14 protein-coding genes are annotated in these 20,228 nt (G+C 71.4%); 8 read left to right on the top strand and 6 right to left on the bottom strand.

Annotated features, from left to right (window positions below; translation table 11 throughout):
- Positions 1-29 precede the first annotated feature (29 nt).
- Entirely contained in the window at positions 30-1,646 is a 1,617-nt protein-coding gene (locus tag ACFVBH_RS11010) for an AMP-binding protein (protein ID WP_379001212.1), read from the bottom strand.
- A 240-nt stretch (positions 1,647-1,886) separates the two neighbouring features.
- On the opposite strand from ACFVBH_RS11010, the gene ACFVBH_RS11005 reads away from it, so the two are divergent.
- Both ACFVBH_RS11005 and ACFVBH_RS11000 read left to right on the top strand, forming a co-directional pair.
- Positions 1,887-4,091 (top strand): pyruvate, phosphate dikinase, encoded by a 2,205-nt coding sequence (locus tag ACFVBH_RS11005; protein WP_379001211.1) that lies wholly within the window; start codon positions 1,887-1,889, stop codon positions 4,089-4,091.
- Positions 4,081-4,890 carry a tyrosine-protein phosphatase gene (locus tag ACFVBH_RS11000; RefSeq protein WP_379001210.1) on the top strand — a complete coding sequence of 270 codons (810 nt, stop codon included), beginning with the start codon at positions 4,081-4,083 and terminating at the stop codon, positions 4,888-4,890. Before ACFVBH_RS11005 ends, ACFVBH_RS11000 begins: the two co-directional genes overlap by 11 nt.
- Positions 4,891-5,066: 176 nt before the next feature.
- On the opposite strand, the gene ACFVBH_RS10995 is transcribed toward ACFVBH_RS11000, so the two are convergent.
- Complete coding sequence (locus ACFVBH_RS10995) at positions 5,067-6,158, bottom strand: winged helix DNA-binding domain-containing protein (protein ID WP_379001209.1); 1,092 nt, start codon at positions 6,156-6,158, stop codon at positions 5,067-5,069.
- 254 nt (positions 6,159-6,412) lie between these two features.
- Between ACFVBH_RS10995 and ACFVBH_RS10990 the strand changes: the two genes are divergently transcribed.
- A complete protein-coding gene (locus ACFVBH_RS10990) occupies positions 6,413-7,879 on the top strand; it encodes an FGGY-family carbohydrate kinase (protein WP_379001208.1) in 1,467 nt (488 codons plus the stop codon).
- A 227-nt stretch (positions 7,880-8,106) separates the two neighbouring features.
- The gene (locus ACFVBH_RS10985; RefSeq protein ID WP_354986286.1) at positions 8,107-8,277 is read left to right on the top strand and encodes a CopG family transcriptional regulator; all 171 of its coding nucleotides are present in this window, start codon (positions 8,107-8,109) and stop codon (positions 8,275-8,277) included.
- Between the two features lie 30 nt (positions 8,278-8,307).
- Here ACFVBH_RS10985 and xylB read toward each other — a convergent pair whose 3' ends face one another.
- From xylB to ACFVBH_RS10965, 4 genes are all read right to left on the bottom strand, one after another.
- Positions 8,308-9,696 carry a xylulokinase gene (xylB, locus tag ACFVBH_RS10980; protein ID WP_354986287.1) on the bottom strand — a complete coding sequence of 463 codons (1,389 nt, stop codon included), beginning with the start codon at positions 9,694-9,696 and terminating at the stop codon, positions 8,308-8,310.
- Between the two features lie 16 nt (positions 9,697-9,712).
- Positions 9,713-10,723, bottom strand: a complete 1,011-nt coding sequence (locus ACFVBH_RS10975) for a zinc-dependent alcohol dehydrogenase family protein (protein WP_379001207.1) — start codon at positions 10,721-10,723, stop codon at positions 9,713-9,715.
- A gap of 255 nt (positions 10,724-10,978) precedes the next feature.
- Complete coding sequence (locus ACFVBH_RS10970) at positions 10,979-11,929, bottom strand: tyrosine-protein phosphatase (protein WP_354986289.1); 951 nt, start codon at positions 11,927-11,929, stop codon at positions 10,979-10,981.
- A 121-nt stretch (positions 11,930-12,050) separates the two neighbouring features.
- Entirely contained in the window at positions 12,051-14,444 is a 2,394-nt protein-coding gene (locus ACFVBH_RS10965; RefSeq protein WP_379001206.1) for a PEP-utilizing enzyme, read from the bottom strand.
- A 165-nt stretch (positions 14,445-14,609) separates the two neighbouring features.
- Between ACFVBH_RS10965 and ACFVBH_RS10960 the strand changes: the two genes are divergently transcribed.
- The 4 genes from ACFVBH_RS10960 to ACFVBH_RS10945 all read left to right on the top strand — a co-directional run bounded on the left by ACFVBH_RS10960 (position 14,610) and on the right by ACFVBH_RS10945 (position 20,218).
- Positions 14,610-16,118 carry an FAD-dependent oxidoreductase gene (locus ACFVBH_RS10960; protein ID WP_379001205.1) on the top strand — a complete coding sequence of 503 codons (1,509 nt, stop codon included), beginning with the start codon at positions 14,610-14,612 and terminating at the stop codon, positions 16,116-16,118.
- A 174-nt stretch (positions 16,119-16,292) separates the two neighbouring features.
- Positions 16,293-18,050 (top strand): alpha/beta hydrolase, encoded by a 1,758-nt coding sequence (locus ACFVBH_RS10955; protein ID WP_379001204.1) that lies wholly within the window; start codon positions 16,293-16,295, stop codon positions 18,048-18,050.
- 152 nt (positions 18,051-18,202) lie between these two features.
- Positions 18,203-19,363, top strand: a complete 1,161-nt coding sequence (gene hsaA, locus ACFVBH_RS10950) for a 3-hydroxy-9,10-secoandrosta-1,3,5(10)-triene-9,17-dione monooxygenase oxygenase subunit (protein WP_379001203.1) — start codon at positions 18,203-18,205, stop codon at positions 19,361-19,363.
- The gene (locus tag ACFVBH_RS10945) at positions 19,364-20,218 is read left to right on the top strand and encodes an alpha/beta fold hydrolase (protein WP_354986294.1); all 855 of its coding nucleotides are present in this window, start codon (positions 19,364-19,366) and stop codon (positions 20,216-20,218) included. It abuts the gene before it with no gap.
- Positions 20,219-20,228 lie beyond the last annotated feature (10 nt).

Genomic DNA, 20,228 nt, shown 5'->3' with positions numbered 1-20,228 from the left:
CGCCGATGGCGGACGGTCGATCTCGACGCTCAGGCGGGGTCGCGCAGCCGATCCTTGAGGACCTTGCCGCCGGTGTTGCGGGGCAGGGCGGGGGTGAACACCACCTCGCGCGGGACCTTGTAGCCGGCCAGGCGTTGCCGGGACCATTCGATGATGGCGGCGGCGTCGGCGGCCGCGGGATCGGCCGGGACCACCACGGCGCGGCCGACCTCGCCCAGGCGCGCGTCGGGAACGCCCACGACGGCCACATCGCGAATCTGCGGGTGCCCCAGCAGAACCCGTTCGATCTCGGCCGGGTAGGCGTTGAAGCCGCCGACGATGAACATGTCCTTGAGGCGATCGGTGATGCGCAGGTAGCCGTCGTCGCCGAGCAGCCCGACGTCGCCGGTGTGCAGGTAGCCGTTCGCGTCGACGACCGCCGCGGTGGCCGCGGGATCGTCGAGGTAGCCGAGCATCACGTTGGGCCCCTTGACCAGGATCTCACCGGGCTCGCCCGGCGGCATGTTGCTCCCGTCCCGGCCGACGATGCGAATGTGGCTGCCGGACAACGGTTTCCCCACCGTTTCGGCGAGCAGTTCGGTGGGCGTGCCGGGCGGGCAGACCGAGACCACGCCCACCGATTCGGTGAGGCCGTAGGCGGTGAACACCGACGGCACCCCGAGCTCGGTGCGCACCCGCTCCACCAGCTCGGCGGGTATGGTCGCCCCGCCGGTACCGGCCAGGCGCACCGAGCCGAGCAGGTGGCCCGCGTGCTCGCTGTTCAGTAGATCGGTGAAAAGCGTTGGCGGACCGGCCAGCACGCTGATGCGCTCGCTCTCGATCAGCCGCAGCGCGGCGTCCGGCTCGAACCGGGCCAGCGGCACCATCGTGGCGGTGCACAGCACGCAGGCGATGATGCCGGCCTTGTACCCGAAGGTGTGCGAGAACGGATTCACCAGCAGGTACCGGTCGCGCGGGCGCAGCGCCACCGCCTCGGCCCAGGCGGTGAAGACCTCCAGGGTCTGCCGATGGGTGGCGAGCACGCCCTTCGGGGCGCCGGTGGTGCCGGAGGTGAACAGGATGTCCGAGATCGAATCCGGCAGTACCTCCGCCGCACGGTCTTTCGCGGCCGACGCCGGGATCACCTGGCCCGGGGCCAGGAATCCGGCCCACGAACTGGTGTCCCAGCCCGCGGCGGCGGCGCCGGGTGCGTCGTCGAGCAGGATCAGGTGTTCGAGATCGGGCAGCGCGCCGGCGGCGGCGAGCATGCCGGGATAGTCGTTGCCCAGGAACTCCTGCACCGTGCAGACGGCTTTGGCGTGCGCGCGGGCCAGGATGTCGGCGGCCTCGGGTCCCTTCAGCCGGGTGCTGATCGGCACCAGCGTGACCCCGGCCCCGAGCATCCCGAGCGCGGTGACGATCCAGCGGTCGCTGTTGGGCGCCCACAGCCCCACCCGGTCGCCGGTCTCGAGTCCCGAGGCGATGGCGGCACGGCTCACCTCCGCCGCCTGCTCGGCCAACTCCGCGTACGTCACTCGCCCCGTGGGCCCGGCGATCGCGACGGCGTCCGGATACCGCCGGGCGCGGTCGGCCACGAGGGCCGGAATGGTGCTGACCGGGCCGGACGCCGAAGTTCCGCCGATGGATGCCGCATGCCGCCGATCCATTCGCCCATCCTGCCCCACCACCCCCACCCGATTGCCCGTTTTTCCCGTGCCATCCCGGTGACCGGGCGTGCCTTCGGGCGGCGGTGCGCGATTCCGCTGATCGGGATGCGGGTTGGGCGTGAGGGCCGTCACCCGGCACGCTCGGTGACAGGGATATTTCTGGGCGGCATATGCCCGGTAGGCCGCAGTCGAGCGGCGAGCGCTGGAGTGCTGATGAATTCCGAACCTCGAAGGAGTGACATGACCGCGGGAGCCGAGCTGGAGCAGCGACCCGATGTGGCCGAGCTGATCGCCGGCCCGGCCGGTGCCGCCGTGACCGTCGCCGAACTCGACGGCGCCTGCGGGCTGTCGCGGGAGCGCATCGGCGGCAAGGCGTGGAGCATCGACCATATGCGGGCGCTGGGCCTGCCGGTCCCGCCCGCCTTCGTCATCACCACCGACGCGTGGGCCGACTACACCCGGCGCGGCGTGATCGCGGACGAGATCTGGGAGCGGGTGCGCGCCGGCATCGCCATGATCGAGCGCGGGACCGGGCGGTCCTTCGGCGCGGCGCAGCGGCCGCTGCTGGTGTCGGTGCGTTCGGGTTCGGCGGTGTCCATGCCCGGCATGATGGACACCGTGCTCAACCTGGGCATGACCGACCAGGTGCAGGCCGCGCTCGCCGCGAAGACCTCGAACCCGGTGTACGCCAACGACACTCGTGAGCGTTTCGTGCACCAGTACCGCGAGACCGTGCTCGGCGCGGCCGACGGCGTGGTGCCCGCCGATCCGTGGCAGCAGCTGCGCGGCGCGATCGAGGCGGTGTTCCGGTCGTGGGATTCCGCGCGCGCCAAGACCTATCGCCGCAATCGCGGGGTGCCCGACTCGCTGGGGACCGCGGTCACGGTGCAGGCCATGGTGTTCGGCAACCTCGACGAGCTCTCGGGCACCGGTGTGCTGTTCAGCCGCAACCCCAACACCGGCGACGGCCCGGTCTACGGCGAATGGCTGGTGGGCGGCCAGGGCGAGGACGTGGTCTCGGGCCGCCTGACCCCGCGTCCGCTCGCCGACCTGGCCGCGACCCAGCCCGAGGTGCACGCCCGCCTGATCGCCGCCACCGAACTGCTCGAACGCGACGGCCGCGATATGCAGGACATCGAGTTCACCGTCGAATCGGGTGCGCTGTGGATGCTGCAGTCGCGTCCGGCCAAGCGCACCGCGCGGGCCGCCGCGCGCACGGCCGTGGCCATGGTCGCCGAGGGCCTGATCGACGCCCGGCAGGCCCTGGACCGGGTCACCGCCGACCAGGTGCGCGAGGTGCTGCGCCCGGCTTCGGGCGACACGACCGGGCACGAGCCGCTGGCGCGCGGTGAATCCGCCTGTCCCGGACTGGCTTCGGGTGTGGTCGTAACCGATCCCGACGAAGCCGAGGCCCGCGCCGAGGCGGGCGAGGACGTCATCCTGGTGCGCCCCACCACCAGTCCGGACGATCTGCACGGCATGATCGCCGCGCGGGCCATCGTCACCGAACTGGGCGGCACGACCTCCCATGCCGCGCTGGTGAGCCGGGAACTGGGCCGGCCGTGCGTGGTCGGCTGCGGGCCGGGCGTGGTGGACGCGCTCATCGGCCGGACCGTCACCGTCGACGGCGGTGCGGGACTGGTGCTCTCGGGTGAGATCACCGCCAAACCGGTCGAGCAGAGCGTGCTCGACGACGTGGCGCAGCTGGCGGCCTGGGCGGGCGTCGCGCCCGCGGATCTTGCCGACCGGCTCGAACAGCGCTCCGCCGCAACCGAGTCCGCCGCAACCGAGTTCGGCACCGACGTCCCGGAGCCCGGGCGCGCCGACGCGCCCGTCACCGAGCTGTCACTGCTGCGGCTCGTCGGCATCAAGGGCCGGGTGAGCGCGGACAACCTGGCCGCGAGCCTGGGCGTGGACGCCGGCGAGATCGCCGCGCACTGTGCGGATCTGGTCGCGGCCGGCCTGTGCGCGAGCACCCCCGCCGGCTTCCGGCTCACCCCCGAAGGCCGCCCCCGGCTGGCGGAACTGCTCGAGGCCGAGCGGGCGAGCGCGGATCACGCCGCCCTGACGGCCGCCTACGACGAATTCTGTGTCTACAACGCCGATCTCAAGGTGATCATCACCGACTGGCAGATGAAGGATCCGGCGACGGTCAACGACCACGCGGACGCCGACTACGACGCCGCCGTGCTGGCCCGTCTCGCCGCCACCCACCGGGCGTTGCGCCCGCTGGTGCACCGGCTCGGCGGCCTGGCCCCGCGCCTGATCCGCTACACCGACCGCCTGGACCGGGCCGTCGAGCGCATCGCCGAAGGAGACCTGACCTACGTGGCCCGTCCCATCATGGACAGCTATCACACCGTGTGGTTCGAACTGCACGAGGATCTGATCGGCCTGTGCGGTCTGACCCGCGCCGAGGAAGCGGCGGCCGGCCGTGCCCACTGATCCCGCGCTCACCGACACCGCTCCCCGTGCTTCCCAAGAGTCCCAGGGGCAGCGGTGGGTCGAGTTCGCCCAGATCGACAACGTCCGCGATCTGGGCGGGCTCCCCGTAATCACCGGCGGCGTAACCCGTTTCGGCATGGTGCTGCGTTCGAGCACGCTGCAGCAGGCCACCGCCGCGGACCTGAGGAAACTGCTGGAACCGCTGGGCCTGCGCACGGTCATCGACCTGCGCCTGCCCGACGAGGTCGAGCGTGAGGGCTACGGCCCGGTCGCGGGCAGCGGCGTGCGCATCGCGAACCTGCCGATTCGCAAGTCGCCCCAATCCTCGCTGGCCGCACGGGATCTGGTCCCGGACAAGACCCGCGTGGACCTGACCGACCTCTACGGCCAGTTGCTGGCGGGCAGCGGCGAGCACATCGTCGCGGCGGTGCGCCTGATCATCGACCCCGAGCGCCGCTCGGTGCTGTTCCACTGCGCCGCCGGCAAGGATCGCACCGGTGTGCTGGCCGCGGTCCTGCTGGACGCGGTCGGTGTGGAACACGAGGCCATCGCGCACGACTACGTGCTCACCAACGAGCGCATGCAGCGCGTTCGCGACCGCCTCGACGCGCTGCCCTCCTACGCGGGCCTGCCCCCGGCGAACACCGGCATCCTGGCGATCACCGCCGACGTGATGCTGCGCTTCCTGGCGAACCTGCACGCGGACCACGGCGGTGCGGCCGCCTGGTTGCGGGCCAACGGGCTGACCGCCGCCGAACTCGACCGGCTCCGCGACACCCTGGTGCAGCCTGTCGAGTAGGCGCTGCCGGGCCGGTGGCGCGGGTATCGATCCCCCTCGCGCCTCGGCTGTTCCGACTGCGGCGCGGATCGGCCGCTATCGACGGTCGCCGCACGGGCACGCCCCGGGCCGGGCTCGGACAGCGACGTGGTCGCCGCACGGGCACGCCTCGGACCGATCTCGAACAGTCCTCCGGCTCAGACCGATTCGACGATGACCTTGCCGTCCTCGCCCGGTGCGATGAACGGCAGCAGTGCCTCGGCCTCGGCCCGGACCTCGGCCCGCGCCGTGCCGGTGAACGGGTGCCACGGCGTGACGCGAATCGTGGCGTCCTCGACCGCCCAGGTCCCGTGCACGAACCCGTCGACCAGGTACATCGGCACGCCCGCCGAGGCGATCCGGTTGATTCGCGCGCGGTCGGCGTCGCTGATGATCCGGCGGCGATCGCGGTGGCCGAGGGTCGCGTTGTCGAACGCGGGCAGAAAGCGCACGGGCACCGGCAGATCGGGGTCGGCGAGCGGCGCCTCCGGCAGATCGAACAGTTCGCGGCCGGTGTCGTCGTGGTGGACCCGCAGGTTCGGGCGCAGCCGCGCGACCACCGCCGCCAGTCGCGTCACCCCGGACCACGCCTGCATATCGGCCACGCTCGCCGGTCCGAAAGCCGCCAGGTAGCGCAGGATCAGGGTCTCCGGATCCGGCGTCTCGTGCACGGGTTCGCCGATCCAGTCCGGGGCGAGCGAGACCGAGACGCGCCGGTTGCGCCACGCGCCCCACACCCCGGCGGCGTCGTCGTGGATCAGCGGCAGCACGACGCCCAGCGCCTGGGCGAGCCGCCCCGGATGCGGGCTGGGGAAGCGCTCGGCCAGCGCCAGGCCCAGCTCGCGCCGGGACAGGGTGCGCCCGGCGAGCAGTTCCGCACCGGCGGAGCGGAATTCGTCACGGTCGGCCGTTCCGAGCGCCTCCTGGAAGTAGGCCGCCGAATACAGCTGCTCGACGGCGGCGCGCACGGTCGGGTACAGCCAGCGGTAGTCGTCGGCGGCCGCCAGATGCACCGTGCGCCGAATCATGGTGGAGCGCACCACGGTCCGATCCCGCAGCAGGGCCGCCAGCTCGTCGTGGCCGAAGCCGGCGAGCCGGGTCCACAGCCCCACGTACGGCCAGTTCGGCTCCTGCCCCTGCACCGCGACGAGCCGGCGGACGAGATCGGCGGCGGGCAGCTCGGCCCGCTCGACGAGCAGCTGCCGCGTGAGCAGGGTCCGGTTCAGCGTGCGCAGCGAGATTTCCGTCATGAGATCAGTCTGGCGGGGGATTAGGTCAGCTCCTGTCCTATCTCGGCGGAGCAGACCGATCTTCCGGATTCGGGCATGCGCCGCAGGCGGAGCTGGGATTCTGGGGGAGAGTCGAGAGTCCACCCACCGCGGGGAGGCAAGGCATTGGCCCGGATCGGCACCACCCTCGTTCCCGACAGTCCCCGCCTACCGGTTCGCAGCCCTTCCGGCGCGCTCCTCGGCAGCGCGCACCGACCGGCCCCGCGGCGGCGATCATGCTGCTCGGCATAGACATCGGCACCTCGGCGTCCAAGGGGGTGCTCGCCGATCATCGCGGCCGGGTGCTGCGCCGGGCCGAGCGCGCCCACCGGGTGTCCATGCCCCGGCCCGGCTGGTTCGAGCACGACGCCGAGACCGTGTGGTGGGCGGACTTCCGGGCGATCGCGCGCGAACTGGGCGCGGTCGGTCAGCCCATCGAGGCCCTGGCGGTGAGCGGCATCGGCCCCTGCCTGTTGCCGGCCGACGACGGCGGGCAGCCGTTGCGCCCGGCCATCCTGTACGGCGTGGACACCCGCGCCGGCCTCGAAATAGCCGAGCTGACCGACGAATTGGGCGCGGACACCGTCCTCGAGCGCTCGGGCTCACCCCTGACCAGTCAGGCCGTCGGCCCCAAACTGCGCTGGCTGGCCCGGCACGAACCGCAGGTCTGGAAAGACACGCGCATGCTGCTGATGGCGAGCTCCTTTCTGGTGCACCGGCTCACCGGCCGCTACGTCCTGGACCACCAGTCGGCCAGCCAGTGCGTGCCGATGTACGACCTCGTGGCCTGTGACTGGGCGCGGGACTGGGCGGATTCGGTCGCACCCGGCCTGCCGCTGCCCGAATTGGCCTGGCCCGCCGAGATAGTCGGGCACCTGACCGCGCGGGCCGCCGCCGAGACCGGACTGCCCGCCGGGCTGCCGGTCACCACCGGCACCATCGACGCCTGGGCCGAGGCGGCCGGGATCGGCGCGCGCGAGCCCGGCGACACCATGATCATGTACGGCACCACGTTGTTCCTGACCCAGGTGCTCACCGCGCCCCGGCCGCACCCCGGCCTGTGGACCACCCGCGGAACCCGGCCCGGCACATACACGTCCGCCGCGGGCATGGCCACCTCCGGTGCGGTGACCGAATGGCTGCGCACCCTGGTCGGCGGTGAGTTCGGCGACCTCGGCGACGCCGCCTCGGCGGTGCCGCCCGGCAGCCGCGGGCTGCTGGTGCTGCCCTACTTCGCGGGGGAGCGCACCCCGCTGTTCGATCCGAACGCCCGCGGGGTGATCGCGGGGCTCACCCTGACCCACGCGCGCGCCGAGCTCTATCGCGCGGTGCTCGAGGGTATCGGCTACGGCGTGCGGCACAACCTCGAGGCCATGGCGGACGCGGGCGGGGCGGCGGCGCGCTTGATCGCGGTGGGCGGCGGCACCCGGGGCGGGCTGTGGACCCGCATCGTCTCCGACATCACCGGCCTGCCGCAGCAATTGCCCGCCGAGACCATCGGCGCCGCGCTCGGCGACGCCCGGCTCGCCGCCGAGGCTCTGGGCCTGCCCACCGCCGACTGGAATCCGATCGTCGAGACGGTGGAGCCGGACCCGGCCCACACCGCACAGTACGACCGCTACTACCGGCACTACCGCACGCTCTACGAATCCACCCGGGCGACGGCTCATTTCCTGGCCGCCGAACAGCACCGCACATCGTAGGTACCCGGCGCGCGAGCCGAGCTGTCATCGGCGTCGGACCGGCCCGGTGTGCGAACAGCCTTCGCGGGCAGCGGAACCGGTCGCGAGGCCGGGCACGCGTGTCGCCGGCCGGGCCGCAGCGTCGGCCCGCATGTCCGAATTATTCCTTTTCTGTATGGTGCGCCGCGGGTAGCTCCGCGATCGCGGAACGCAGGACAGCGCGACGCGGAGGTGATACAACTTGCGCCGTGGCATGGACGTTGCGGCTCAACGCTGATCAAGAAGCTGCGCTGAGCGCGCAGGCGGTGGTGGAGGGACGGTCGAAACAGGAGATCGCTCGGGATGCCGTGCGCACCTATCTGGAACGCCACGGCACCTGGGACGAGTTCCTGTCCGACCACCCGGTCGTCTTCGGCTGAGCACGGCTCCCACCGGCTGAGCCGACCGCCTCACGGGTAGTACCGGCCCCGTATCTCGGCATAGCGTTCGCGCACCGCCGCCCCCTGTCCCGCTGCGGGCGCATGGAATTCGGTGGCCTGCGGCGTCGGCCAGCGCGGCGGCCGCGGCCCGCCGCGCAGCGCCCAGGCGGCCTGCCGGGCGGCACCCAGGGCCACGTACTCGTTGGCGTGCGGCACGGTCACGGTGCGCCCGAAGATCGTCGCGGCCGCGTGCGCGATCAGTCGCGAACGCGCGGCCCCGCCGATCAGCAGAATGCGCCGTGGCGTGGTGGGCAGTCGATCGAAGGCCTCGGCGATGTTGCACAGCATGCCCTCGATGGCCGCGCGCGCCAGGTGGTGCGGGCGCATGGTGGCCGGGCGCAGCCCGTGCAGGCTCGCGGTGGCGTGCGGCAGATTCGGCGTGCGTTCCCCGGTCAGATACGGCAGCAGCGTGAGACCGTCCGCGCCCGCGGGTGACTGCGCCGCCAGCACCTCCAGTCCGGAGATGTCGGTGCCGAGCAGCGTCGCGGTGGCGTCCAGCACGCGGGCGGCGTTGAGCGTGCACACCAGCGGCAGGAACGCGCCGGTGGCGTCGGCGAAGCCGTTGACCGCGCCCGAGGCGTCGGTGCTGGGCGCCGCGGACCGCGTGAACACCGTGCCGCTGGTGCCGAGCGAGACCACGACGTCCCCGTCCACGATGCCCAGACCCAGTGCGGCGGCGGCATTGTCGCCGGTGCCCGCGGCGACCACCCGCCCGCCCGGGGTGTGCCCGGCCACCCCGGCGGGCTCGAGTACCCGCGGCACCTCGGGGGTGCGGCCGCGGAACGCCAGCGCCAGCAGATCGGGCCGGTAGCTCCCGGCGCCGGGGGACCAGTAGCCGGTCCCGGAGGCGTCGCCGCGATCGGTGGTCGGCGCGTGTGCGGGATCGCCGCCGCGCAGGCGCCAGGTCAGGTAGTCGTGCGGCAGCAGCACGCGCTCGGTCCGGTCCGCGAGGCCGGGCTCGTGGTCGGCGAACCAGCGCAGTTTGGCGATGGTGTGCGCCGCCAGCGGCACGCTGCCCACCGCGTCCGCCCACGCCTGCGGCCCGCCCAGCTCGGCCACCAGCTGGCCCGCGGCCTCGGCCGAGCGAGTGTCGTTCCACAGCAGCGCGTCTCGCACCGGGTCGCCCGCCGCGTCCAGCACGACGAGCCCGTGCTGCTGGCCGGCGACGGCGATCGCCTCCACGTCGCGCATCATGCGATCGCAGGCGGCCTTGAGGGCCTCCCACCACAGCGCGGGTGCGACCTCGGTGCCTTCGGGATGCGCGATCTGCCGTTGCCGCAATACCGTTCCGGTATCGGCGTCGCACACCACGATTGTGCAGGATTGAGTCGAAGAGTCCACTCCGGCAACGACCGTCATTGGTCCCAGCCCGTCTCTATCGCGCCGGGCCCCGTCCGGGACGCAGCTGGATCTTGCGGCCCGCGCCCGCACGGAAAGTGCGCAGCGCGTCACCGAATTCGTCGAGCGCGAAATCGTGGGTGATCATGGTGTCCGCGTCGATGACGCCTTCGCCCAGAAGATCCACGGCCCGCCCGAAACTGTGCAGGACCGCCATCGAACCGACGATGGTGATCTCGTCGTTGTAGATGCGAAAGGGCGAGACACTCGCTCGCGCGTCCGCAGGTGCAACCCCGAATTGCTGATAGGTGCCGCCACGCCGCACCCGGGACAATCCATCCTCCATGGCGGAAACCGTTCCGCTGCACTCGATGACGATCTCCCAGCCCTCGGGCCGGTCCATATCGCCGGCGTCGGTCGTCGCCGCGTCCGCCCCGAGGGTGCGGGCCACGGCGAGCCGGTCGACGTTGGTGTCGACCATCGACACCGACGCCGCGCCCGCCGCGCTCGCCAGTTGCAGCATGAGCAGGCCCATGGTGCCCGCCCCGTAGATCAGATAGTGCGCGCCGAGTCGCCTTGGCAGCACATCGAATCCGTGCACCGCGCACGAGAGGGGTTCCACCAGAGCACCGTGCACGGCGGTGAGATGCCCCGGTAGTCGATAACAGTTGGCGGCGGGCACTTTCACGTACTCGGCCATGGCGCCGTCGACGGTGTCGCCGATCGCGCCCCAGTTCGCGCAGAGATTTCCGCGACCGATCGCACAGTAATGGCAGCGCCCGCAGAACAGTGAGGGGTCGACCGCGACCCGATCACCGATCCGGACCCCATCGGTATCGGCACCGAGTGCCACTACCTCCCCGGCGAATTCGTGCCCGGGGATGATGGGATAGGGCGTCGGCGGGAATTCACCCGCCACGATATGGATATCGGTACCGCATATCCCGACCGCGTCCACCCGCACGACCGCTTCCCCCGCACCGGGCGTGGGATCCGGCACCGTTTCGACCGAGAACTGTCCAGGCTTCTCGACCAGTAACGCGCGCATAGCAATACCATGCACCCGATCACCGCGAGTTCGGCGCGTTTTACGCAATAGCAATCGTATTCGTGACTGGGTTTCGCCCCGATTACGAACTCGCCCGGGCGAATGCGCGAGCCGAAATTCCCAGCGCCGCCGCAAAAGTGCCCCCGGTACGCGAATGCCGGCGCCGTCCCACACGACGACGCCGGCATTCGGCGGTACTACCCGCGCTGTGCGGCCGGACCCGGCGTCCGGTTACAGCGCACGATCAGCGAACGCTCAGAACGAGCCCGTGCCGAACGAACCGGTGTTGCCGCCCTTGTCGATCAGGCGACCGGTGATCTTCTTGAAGGTGGCGTCGTCGATGCCCAGCCCATTGCTGACGAAGACCGGGAACGAACCGTAGGAGGCGACGGCCTGGTTCATGAACGCGTCCAGGAACTCCTTCTGCACACCGAGCAGCGGCTCGAACAGGGTCCGGTCGGTCACCCGGCCCGAAGACACGAGGTAGTCCAGGGTGGCCTTGTTCGTCGCCGCGAGCCGGTCGTTGGACTCGAGGAAGTTTCCGTAGATCTGGTTCTGCGGAGTGCCCAGAATGCTCAGCAGGGTCGCGGTCATGACACCGGTGCGGTCCTTGCCCGCGGTGCAGTGGTACAGCACCGCGCCGTCGGCGTTCGCAATGTCCTTCAGTGCCGCCGACAGCTGGGCGCGCGCGGTGGCATCGGTGACCATCCACCGGTAGTAGTCGGCCATGTACTGCACGTTCTTGCCGTTGCCGAGCTTGTCCGCCTGCACGTCGGGGCCGCCGGCGATGATGGTGGCGAAGAACGTGTAGAAGTCGTTGTTCGGATCCCAGATCGGGTACGCCACACCCGGAATGGAGGCCGGCAGCTTGTCGGGAGCCGAACTGCTCTCGCTCGGGGCACGGAAGTCGATGACCTTGGTGACGCCCGCGGAGATCAGCGTCTGCTGATCGGCCTCGGTCAGCTTGTTCAGTGCGTCGGTGCGGTACACGAGGCCGGACTTGACCTTGCCACCGGTCGCGACCAGGCCGCCGATGTCCCGGGCGTTCGGCGCGGTCTGCAGGCTGAAGGCCGCGCTGACCGGAGCCTGCTGCAGGATCGAGACATTCGGGGCCGAGAGCGCCGGGGTGGCCGTGGCCGGGAGGACGGCGATCAGCGCCGCGGCCACACCGGTGAGGGTGCCGCGTACTGCGCGCGAAATCGTCACTATGGGGATTTCCTTTCCATCACGGGCCGAACTGTGGGTATCCGGCCCGGGTTCCGACGGCGCGACCGTGAGATCGTCACGGCCGCACCGAAGTCGGGGCCGCCCGCGGCGGCAGCGGGCGCTACTCGGCGTCGGCGAGCAGGGTGATGGTGCCGGCCGCGCCGTCCACCCGGACGCGCTGGCCGTCCCGCAGCGCGGTGCTGGCGGTCTTGGTGTCCACCACGCAGGGCACGCCGAACTCACGCGCGACGATCGCGGCATGCGAAGCGGCGCCGCCGATGTCGGTCACGACCGCGCCCGCGTAGCCGAACATGGCGGTGTGGCCGGTGTCGGTGACCGAGGCGACCAGGATGTCACCGGGCTCGATGTCGTCGTCGATGGAGAGCACGAGCTTGACGGTGCCCTCGACGACGCCGGGGCTCACGCCGAGCCCGGACAGGCTCTCCCCGACCGGGAGCGCGCCGGAGATCTCCTCCGGCTCCCAGTCGCCGTTGATCACATCGGGCATGCGGATTCCCTGGTAGCGCGTGCGCTCGGCGCGGCGCCGGGCCACCCGCTCGGCCATATCGGCCGGGGCCCAGAGGATTTCGTCCAGCGTCAGGAACGCCGAATCCTCGATCTCGGTCAGCCTGCCCGCCTTGATCAGGCGCGCCGCGCGCTCCTGGGTCACCAGGCGCAGGCAGTTGGTCACCCGGACCACCGCGTCGCGGGCGCGCTCGCGGTAGATCGTGGCCCCGACCGCCATCTTGGCCGTGCGCCCGGTCGGCTCCGCGACCGGTTCCCGCTGCGGCGCGGGCATTTCCGCGGCCCGGCCGGCGGCCGTCACCAGCAGTTCGGGCCGATCGCCGAAGGTGGCGTTGATGAGTTCGCACTCGCCGGGGCCGCGATGGCCGATGCGGGCGAGCTCTTCGTCCAGGGCGCGGGCGAACTCCGGGGACTTCTCCCGCGCGGCGGCCACGTCGCCGCTCTTGGCGACGCCCTGCAGGCCGGAATCCTTGCGGCACAGCGCCGCCAGGCGTTCGACCGCCAGCATGGTCCTGGCCGACTCCAGGCGTTCGAGGTTGATCTTCACCTCGCCCTTGTGCGCCGCGGTGGCCGCACCGGTCATCATGACGCCGATCGAGGCGGCCATCCAGCCCTGGTTCAGGCGGTCCCGCCACAGCAGCGCGCGGGCGTGCAGTTGCTCGTCGGTCAGCTCGGCGATGCGATCGCGGTCCAGGGCTTCGGTGTGCGCGGCGGCGTTGATGAGCTCGGCCGACTTGCTGTAGCTCAGCGCGGTCGAGGCGACGCGGCCCAGCGCCTTGAAAGTGCCGAGCCTGGCGCCGATTCCGGTGGCCATGGCCGGGCGGCCCTTTGGGTGCAGCTCCACGTCGCCGATCGCGCCGTAGACGTCGCGGCGCACGCTCTCCTCGTCCCAGCCGGGCATGTTCTCCGCGGAGAACACCCCGATCGAGGCGTTGATGTACATGTGGTGCCCCATGACGCCGGTGACGCGGGAAACCCAGTGCTCGAGCGCGACTCCCTCGATGGCGATCATGTGGCCCATGGCCTCGTTGCCGAGCCGGATCGCGCCGGCCTGCAGATCGATGGTGAGCGGGGTCAGCGGCCCGGGCAGCGCCTCGGAGGTGTTGGTGGCGGTGAACACCGGGATGCGATCGTCGAGCAGGTCGTCGAACTCGCCCTGCAGGCCCTGCGGCGCAGAGGCTTTGAGCTGGTAGCCGTCCGAGGTGGGGGCGTTCTGCGGCACCACGTGCGAGGGCAGCGGGATCGCGCCGCGCTTGTTCTTCATCCCCGAACCGCTCGACACCCGCCCGTGCAGGCCGCGCGCCACATCCTCGACGGTCTCGCGGGCGGTCCAGCCGTAGCGGAAACCCCAGTCGTCCCGGGCGGCGGCGGTGTCCACGACGGCGCGCCCGGCGGCCGAACGGCCCAGCCACGCCGTGTATTTGACGCCCGCGTCCGTCAGGGTGCGGCGCACGTCGTCGCCCGAGACCTCGCCGGGCGCGGCCAATCCGACCGTGCCGCCGCGCTGGGACAGCGCGGCCAGCACCAGGAAACGTTCGAAGTCGTCGTAGTGCAGGACCTGCATGGCCCCGGCGCCGCGCGCGCCGGCCAGATTCTCCAGGACCCGCCAGGTGCCGCCGTCGACGCGGCGGCCGGCGATCAGCGCGGTGCGCACGATCAGCGCGTCCGCGCCACTGGCGGCCACGGCCCGCTCGACGCTCGAATCCGATTCCGCCACAACCGGAACCACGAGCCGGACGCCGGCCTCGCGGGCCGCGGTGGCGATCGCGCCGACCGGGCCCTGCGCCAGATGAACCACCGCGTCCGCGCCGGTGAGGGCGCGCGCGGCGAGCCCCGCGTCGGCCGGATCCCCGGCGATCGTCTCCACGCGCGGGTCCACGTAGCGATTGCGCTGCCGGTCCAGGCCGATGACCTCGTGCCCGGCCGCCAGCAGCATGCGCGCTACGGAACGACCGCTCGGCTCGGTGACTCCGGTGACCAGAATCCGCATTGACTCTCCTCCTCGTGAGGCGTCCCCAACCAACGTGACGCCGTTCACACACCGTCCCTGCCGGCCGGCCCCGGACAGGGTCGCAGTCCCGGTCAACGGGATATCGGATTCGCTCACCAAGATGCCGCGCTATGTCCGGGGGGTGCGGGCGGGCACCGTCGAGACATGACAGTGCGTGAATCGGTGCGGCCGCTGGCCGCGAGCGAGGTGGGCGACTACGACATCGAGACCGAGGTGCTGGTCGTCGGCTACGGCGCGGCGGGCGCGTCGGCGGCGTTCGAGGCCGCCCGGGCCGGGGCGCGGGTGCTGGTGCTGGACCGCTCCGGCGGTCCCGGCGGCGCGTCGGCCATGTCCGGCGGTGAGATCTACCTCGGCGGTGGCACGCCGATCCAGCGGGCGTGCGGGTTCGAGGACACCCCCGAGGCGATGGCGGCCTTCCTGACCGCGGCCCTGGGCGCGGGGGCGGACGCGGCCAAGATCGAGGCGTACTGCGCGGGCAGCGTCGAGCACTTCGGCTGGCTCGTCGATCGCGGCGTGCCGTTCAAGCCGACGCTCTGGGACTCCCCGACCTGGGTGCCGCCCACCGACGACGGGCTCATGTGGCTCGGCGAGAACAGCTGGCCCTTCACCGAACTCGCCACCCCGGCGCCGCGCGGGCACCGGCCCACCGCCAACGACTTCGGCGGCAAGCTGCTCATGGAGTGCCTGACCGAGGCGGCCGAAACCGCCGGTGCGACAGCGCTGTTCGACATCCACGCCGACGCGCTCATCGTCGACGACTCCGGCGTCGTGGTGGGCGTGACCGCCCGCCGCTACGGCCGGGAGGTGCGCATCCGCGCGCACCGCGGTGTCGTGCTCACCACCGGCGGCTTCGTCGACAACGACCGGATGCTGGCCGCGCACGCACCGGAACTGCTCGGGCACACCAAGGTCAGCGCGGGCACCGACGACGGCAGCGGCATTCGCATGGCGCAGGCCCTGGGCGCGGCGGTGCGGCACATGTCGGCGGGCCAGGTCGGCATGTCGCTGATTCCGGGACTGGCCGCGCGCGGCATGGTCGTGAACGCGCGCGGGCAGCGGTTCATGAACGAGGACACCTATCCCGGCCGCATCGGCCAGGCCGCGCTGTACCGCCAGAACATGGGCGGCAGCTGGGCGGGCGGTGACACCGCGGTGTGGGTCATCGTCGACGAGGAGGGGTTCGAGGCCGTCCCCGAATCCCAGCGCTGGGGCGTGCGCCCGCACCAGGTCGCCGAGACCCCCGCCGAGCTCGAGGAGCTCACCGGCCTGCCCGCGGGCTCGCTCACCGCCGCGATCCGCCGCTACAACGAATTCGCCGAGCGCGGCGCCGATCTCGACCACCACAAGGCCGCCCGCTGGCTCCGCCCGCTCACCGCGCCCTTCGCCGCCATCGACGTCAAGGCGGGCGTGCGCCCGCCGGCCGAGTCCGGAAACCGCAAGGGCACAGGCGCTTCGGTCTTCACCCTCGGCGGCCTGCACACCGACCTCGACGGCCACGTCCTGGATCTCGACGGCGCGCCCATCCCCGGCCTCTACGCCGCGGGCCGCGCGGCCAACGGCCTGCACGGCTTCGGCTACATCTCGGGCACCTCTCTCGGCGACGGCACGTTCTTCGGCCGCCGCGCGGGAGTTTCCGCTGCCGCCCGGGCTTGAACCCGGGCGGCGGGAGCGGCGTCTCGGTCGATCCGGCGTAGCGCCCGCTGCGGTGAACGCGGTCGGTGGTGTGCGGCCGCGCCGGAGAAGTGGAGTCGGACGGACGTCCGGCAGTAGCTGATCGGTTGCGTGTCGTGGTCCGGAATCGGCGCAGTGGGCGGGAAGACTCGGGTCATGACGACCGCGCCACAGTCGAGTCCGTCGCTGCCGCAACGCGTGCTGGGCGTGCTCAGCGCCGCCGAGCACGCGATCAAGCCGAACTACACCGGGGTGGTGATCGGCGCGATCTTCTTCGCCTGGTCCGTCTCGCCCTCGCTGCTGCCGCGCACCTGGATCTTCCAGGGCCTGGTCAGCGGCATCAGCGCGGTGATCGGTTACGGGGTCGGCTGCGTGCTGGAGTGGGCGTTCCGCAAATGGGCCTGGCCGCGCATCCCGGCCCGCACCCGCGCCCGGGTGCGACTGGCTCAGCCCGGGGACCGGATCCGCCAGATCGTGAAGCTGGTGATCGTGCTCGGGGCGGCGCTGGGCGCGGCGGCCATCCTCGCGCGCTCGGCCCGCTGGCAGCGGGATCTGCAGGTGCTCATGGGGATGGAACCCACCGAGACCTCCAGCTATCTGCGCGCCGAACTGCTCGCCGCCGCCACCGTGGCCCTGGTCATCGGTCTCTTCCGGCTCGTGCGGTGGCTGATCCGAACCATTGTGCGGGTGCTGAACATCAACTGGCACATTCCGCGCGCGATCGCACTGCCCGCCGGGTTCGTGGTCGTGGTCGTGCTCAGCGTCATGCTGTTCCAGGGCGTACTGGCCAAAGCGTTCTTCTCCGTGGCCAATTCGGCGTTCAGCGTCCGCAACAGCAATACCTCCCCGGCCGCGGTGCAGCCGGTCCAGCCCGAGCGCTCGGGCAGCCCGGGATCGCTCGCGCCCTGGGACACGCTGGGCTCGGAGGGCCGCTGGTTCGTCTCGTTCGTGCCCACCGCCGAACGCATCGCGCAGGTCACCGGCGCCCCGGCCCGCGATCCGATTCGCGTCTACGCCGGGCTCGAATCGGCCGAGAATCCCGAAGCCATCGCCGAACTCGTGGTCAAGGAACTGGACCGCACCCGGGCGTGGGAACGCAAGGTGCTGGTCATGGTGACCACGACCGGCACCGGCTGGGTGGACTCCACCACCGCCGAATCCATCGAGTACATGTACGGCGGCGACTCCGCCATCGCCGCCACCCAGTACTCGTACCTGCCCAGCGTGCTGTCGTTCCTGTCGGACAAGTCCAAGGCCGCCGAGGCCGGCCGCCTGCTGGTGCACGCGGTCCACGAACGCTGGGCACAGCTGCCGCCGGACGCCCGGCCCAAACTGCTGGTCTACGGCGAGAGCCTGGGTTCACAGGGCTCCGAGGCCGCCTTCACCGGACTCGACGACATCCGCACGCTGGTCGACGGCGTGCTGTGGGTGGGCCCGCCGAACTCCAACCGCCTCTGGAATCAGTTCACCACCCGCCGCGATCCGGGCACCCCGGAGATTCTGCCCATCTACGCCGACGGGCTCATCGTCCGATTCGCCGCCGACGCCCCCGACCTGAACCGGCCGCCCACCGCGTGGATCGACCCCCGGATCGCGTACCTGCAGCACGCGTCGGACCCCATCGTCTGGTGGTCCTCGGATCTGCTGTTCGAGCAACCGGATTGGCTGCGGGAACCGCGCGGCTCGGACGTCTCCAAATCCATTCGCTGGTGGCCGGTGGTGACGTTCTGGCAGGTCAGCGCGGACCTGGCGCACGCGCAGAAGGTGCCCTCGGGGCACGGTCACCGCTACGGCACGCTGGTTCTCGACGGCTGGGTCTCGGTCGTGCAGCCCGAGAACTGGAATCCCGACCTCGAGGCCCGCGTCCGCCAGGCCCTGAACGAGGACTCCGACTGGGAGATCGAGCACAAATAGCCGGGAGATCGCTGATCGCCCGGTCCTGCGCGCCGATGGACCCGTCACGAGACGCCGCGTCCGATTCCGCCCACCGGGACTTTTCCGGTCGGCGGGGTCCGGACGCCATAGCGTCGAGTGCAGGAACCACCGCACGAGGAGGAAACACCCGCATGACCAACAAGGTGCTCGATCAGGTTCGGGATCTGCTGCCCTCGATCCGCGAACGGGCGGTGGAAACCGAAGAGCAGCGGCGGGTGCCCGACGCCAGCATCGCGGAGCTGACCGAGGCCGGTGCGTTCCGGATGTTGCAGCCCAAGCGATTCGGCGGCGCGGAGGACTCTCCGGTCGACTTCTACCGGGTGGTGCGCGCGGTCGCGAGCGCGTGCCCGTCCACCGCGTGGGTCACCTCGGTGCTCGGCGCGCACCCGTGGCAGCTGGCGCTGTTCGACGACCGGGCGCAGCAGGACGTGTGGTCCGAGAACCCCGACACCCTGGTGTCCTCCTCCTACGCGCCGACCGGCAAGCTCAGCGCGGTCGAGGGTGGCTTCGAGATGTCCGGCCGCTGGAGCTTCTCCTCCGGCTGCGATCACGCGCAGTGGGTGTTCCTGGGCGCGCTGCTGCCCTCGGAGAACGGCATGGACTACTACACGGTCCTGGTGCCGCGTACCGACTACCGCATCGACGATGTGTGGCACGTGTCGGGCCTGTCCGGCACCGGCTCCAACGACATCGTCATCGACAAGGCGTTCGTGCCCGCGTACCGCCTGTACTCGGCCACCGATCAGGCCAACCTCATCGGCCCCGGGCAGGAGGTGAACACCGCTCCGCTGTACAAGATTTCGTTCGGCAGCGTCTTCTCCAACACCATCACCGCCCCGATCATCGGCGCGGCCGAGGGCGCGTACGAGGCGCACATCGCGCGCCAGCAGGAGCGCGTGCGGCTGTCCTACGGCGGCCAGAAGGTCTCCGACGATCCGTTCGCCCAGGTGCGCATCGCCCGCGCCGCCAGTGAGATCGACGCCGCCATCCTGCAGATGGAGCGCAATACCTCCGAGCAGCTGCGCTATGCCGAAGCGGGCGAGGACATCCCGTTCGAGCTGCGCCTGCGCGCCCGCCGCGACCAGGTGCGCGGCACCGAACGCGCGCTCGAGGCCATCGATCTGCTCTTCAAGAACTCCGGCGGGCATTCCATCCGCCGCCCCAACCCGATCGAGCGGCACTGGCGCGACGCGCACGCGGGCAGCGTGCACGCGATCAACGACGTCGAGCGCGCGCTGGCCATGTTCGGCAAGGGCGCGATGGGCCTCGAGGTCACGGATCGGATGCTGTAGATGACTCTCACGGTGGAGAACACCGAGCGCTGGGTCACCGTCGACGGCAGCAAGCTGCGGTACCACGAGGCGGGCTCCGGCGCGCCCCTGGTGCTGCTGCACGGCTCCGGCGCGGGCGTCTCGGGCTGGGCCAACTTCGGCGGCAACCTGCCGGTGCTGGCCGAGCGGTTCCGGTGCCTGGTGCTGGATCAGCCGGGCTTCGGCGCGAGCGGCCGCCCGGAAGTGTACGAACGCAACTACCTTCGGATCGCATCGGACGCGGTGATCGGGCTGCTGGACGAGCTCGGCATCGAGAAGGCGCATCTGCTGGGCAATTCCATGGGCGGCGGGGTGGCGGCGCTGACCGCGCTCGAGCACCCGGACCGGGTGGACCGCGTGGTGCTCATGGCGCCCGGCGGCGTCGGGGTGAATGTGCTGGGACCCGAACCGTCCGAAGGCATTCGGCGACTGATGGAGTTCAACGCGAACCCCACCGACGACACCGCCATGGGGTTCCTGCGCGCCATGGTCAGCAACGAGGCCACGCTCACCGAGGAACTCGTCGCCACGCGCCTGAAGGCCGCCGCCGATCCCCGGGGACAGGCCGCGCTGCGCGATGCCTACGCGACCTTCTACAACCCGAAGATGGCCGAGGCACTACCGCTCTGGGCGCGGCTGAAGAACCTGCGCCACGAAGTCCTCATGCTCTGGGGCCGCGACGATCGCGTCACCCCGGTGGAGGGCGCGCTGTTCCCCTCCAGGCAGCTGCCCAACGCCGATCTGCGCACCTTCGCCCGCTGCGGGCACTGGGTCCAGATCGAGCGCAAGGACGCCTTCGAGCGTTCGGTGCTCGACTTCCTCACGAACGGACTGTGATTCGGGCGCG

Source organism: Nocardia sp. NPDC057668, from assembly GCF_042799795.1.
Classification (GTDB): domain Bacteria; phylum Actinomycetota; class Actinomycetes; order Mycobacteriales; family Mycobacteriaceae; genus Nocardia.
The sequence above is the reverse complement of the archived record's forward strand: the minus strand, read 5'-3'. Positions and strand labels throughout refer to the sequence as shown.

Bases quoted from the DNA above. Each gene is read 5' to 3' on its own strand.
- ACFVBH_RS11010 (WP_379001212.1), bottom strand. From the start codon at position 1,646: ATGGATCGGCGGCATGCGGCATCCATCGGCGGAACTTCGGCGTCCGGC.
- ACFVBH_RS10960 (WP_379001205.1), top strand. From the start codon at position 14,610: ATGACAGTGCGTGAATCGGTGCGGCCGCTGGCCGCGAGCGAGGTGGGC.
- ACFVBH_RS10965 (WP_379001206.1), bottom strand. From the start codon at position 14,444: ATGCGGATTCTGGTCACCGGAGTCACCGAGCCGAGCGGTCGTTCCGTA.
- ACFVBH_RS10975 (WP_379001207.1), bottom strand. From the start codon at position 10,723: ATGCGCGCGTTACTGGTCGAGAAGCCTGGACAGTTCTCGGTCGAAACG.
- hsaA (WP_379001203.1), top strand. From the start codon at position 18,203: ATGACCAACAAGGTGCTCGATCAGGTTCGGGATCTGCTGCCCTCGATC.
- ACFVBH_RS10955 (WP_379001204.1), top strand. From the start codon at position 16,293: ATGACGACCGCGCCACAGTCGAGTCCGTCGCTGCCGCAACGCGTGCTG.
- ACFVBH_RS10945 (WP_354986294.1), top strand. From the start codon at position 19,364: ATGACTCTCACGGTGGAGAACACCGAGCGCTGGGTCACCGTCGACGGC.
- ACFVBH_RS10995 (WP_379001209.1), bottom strand. From the start codon at position 6,158: ATGACGGAAATCTCGCTGCGCACGCTGAACCGGACCCTGCTCACGCGG.
- xylB (WP_354986287.1), bottom strand. From the start codon at position 9,696: ATGACGGTCGTTGCCGGAGTGGACTCTTCGACTCAATCCTGCACAATC.
- ACFVBH_RS10990 (WP_379001208.1), top strand. From the start codon at position 6,413: ATGCTGCTCGGCATAGACATCGGCACCTCGGCGTCCAAGGGGGTGCTC.
- ACFVBH_RS11005 (WP_379001211.1), top strand. From the start codon at position 1,887: ATGACCGCGGGAGCCGAGCTGGAGCAGCGACCCGATGTGGCCGAGCTG.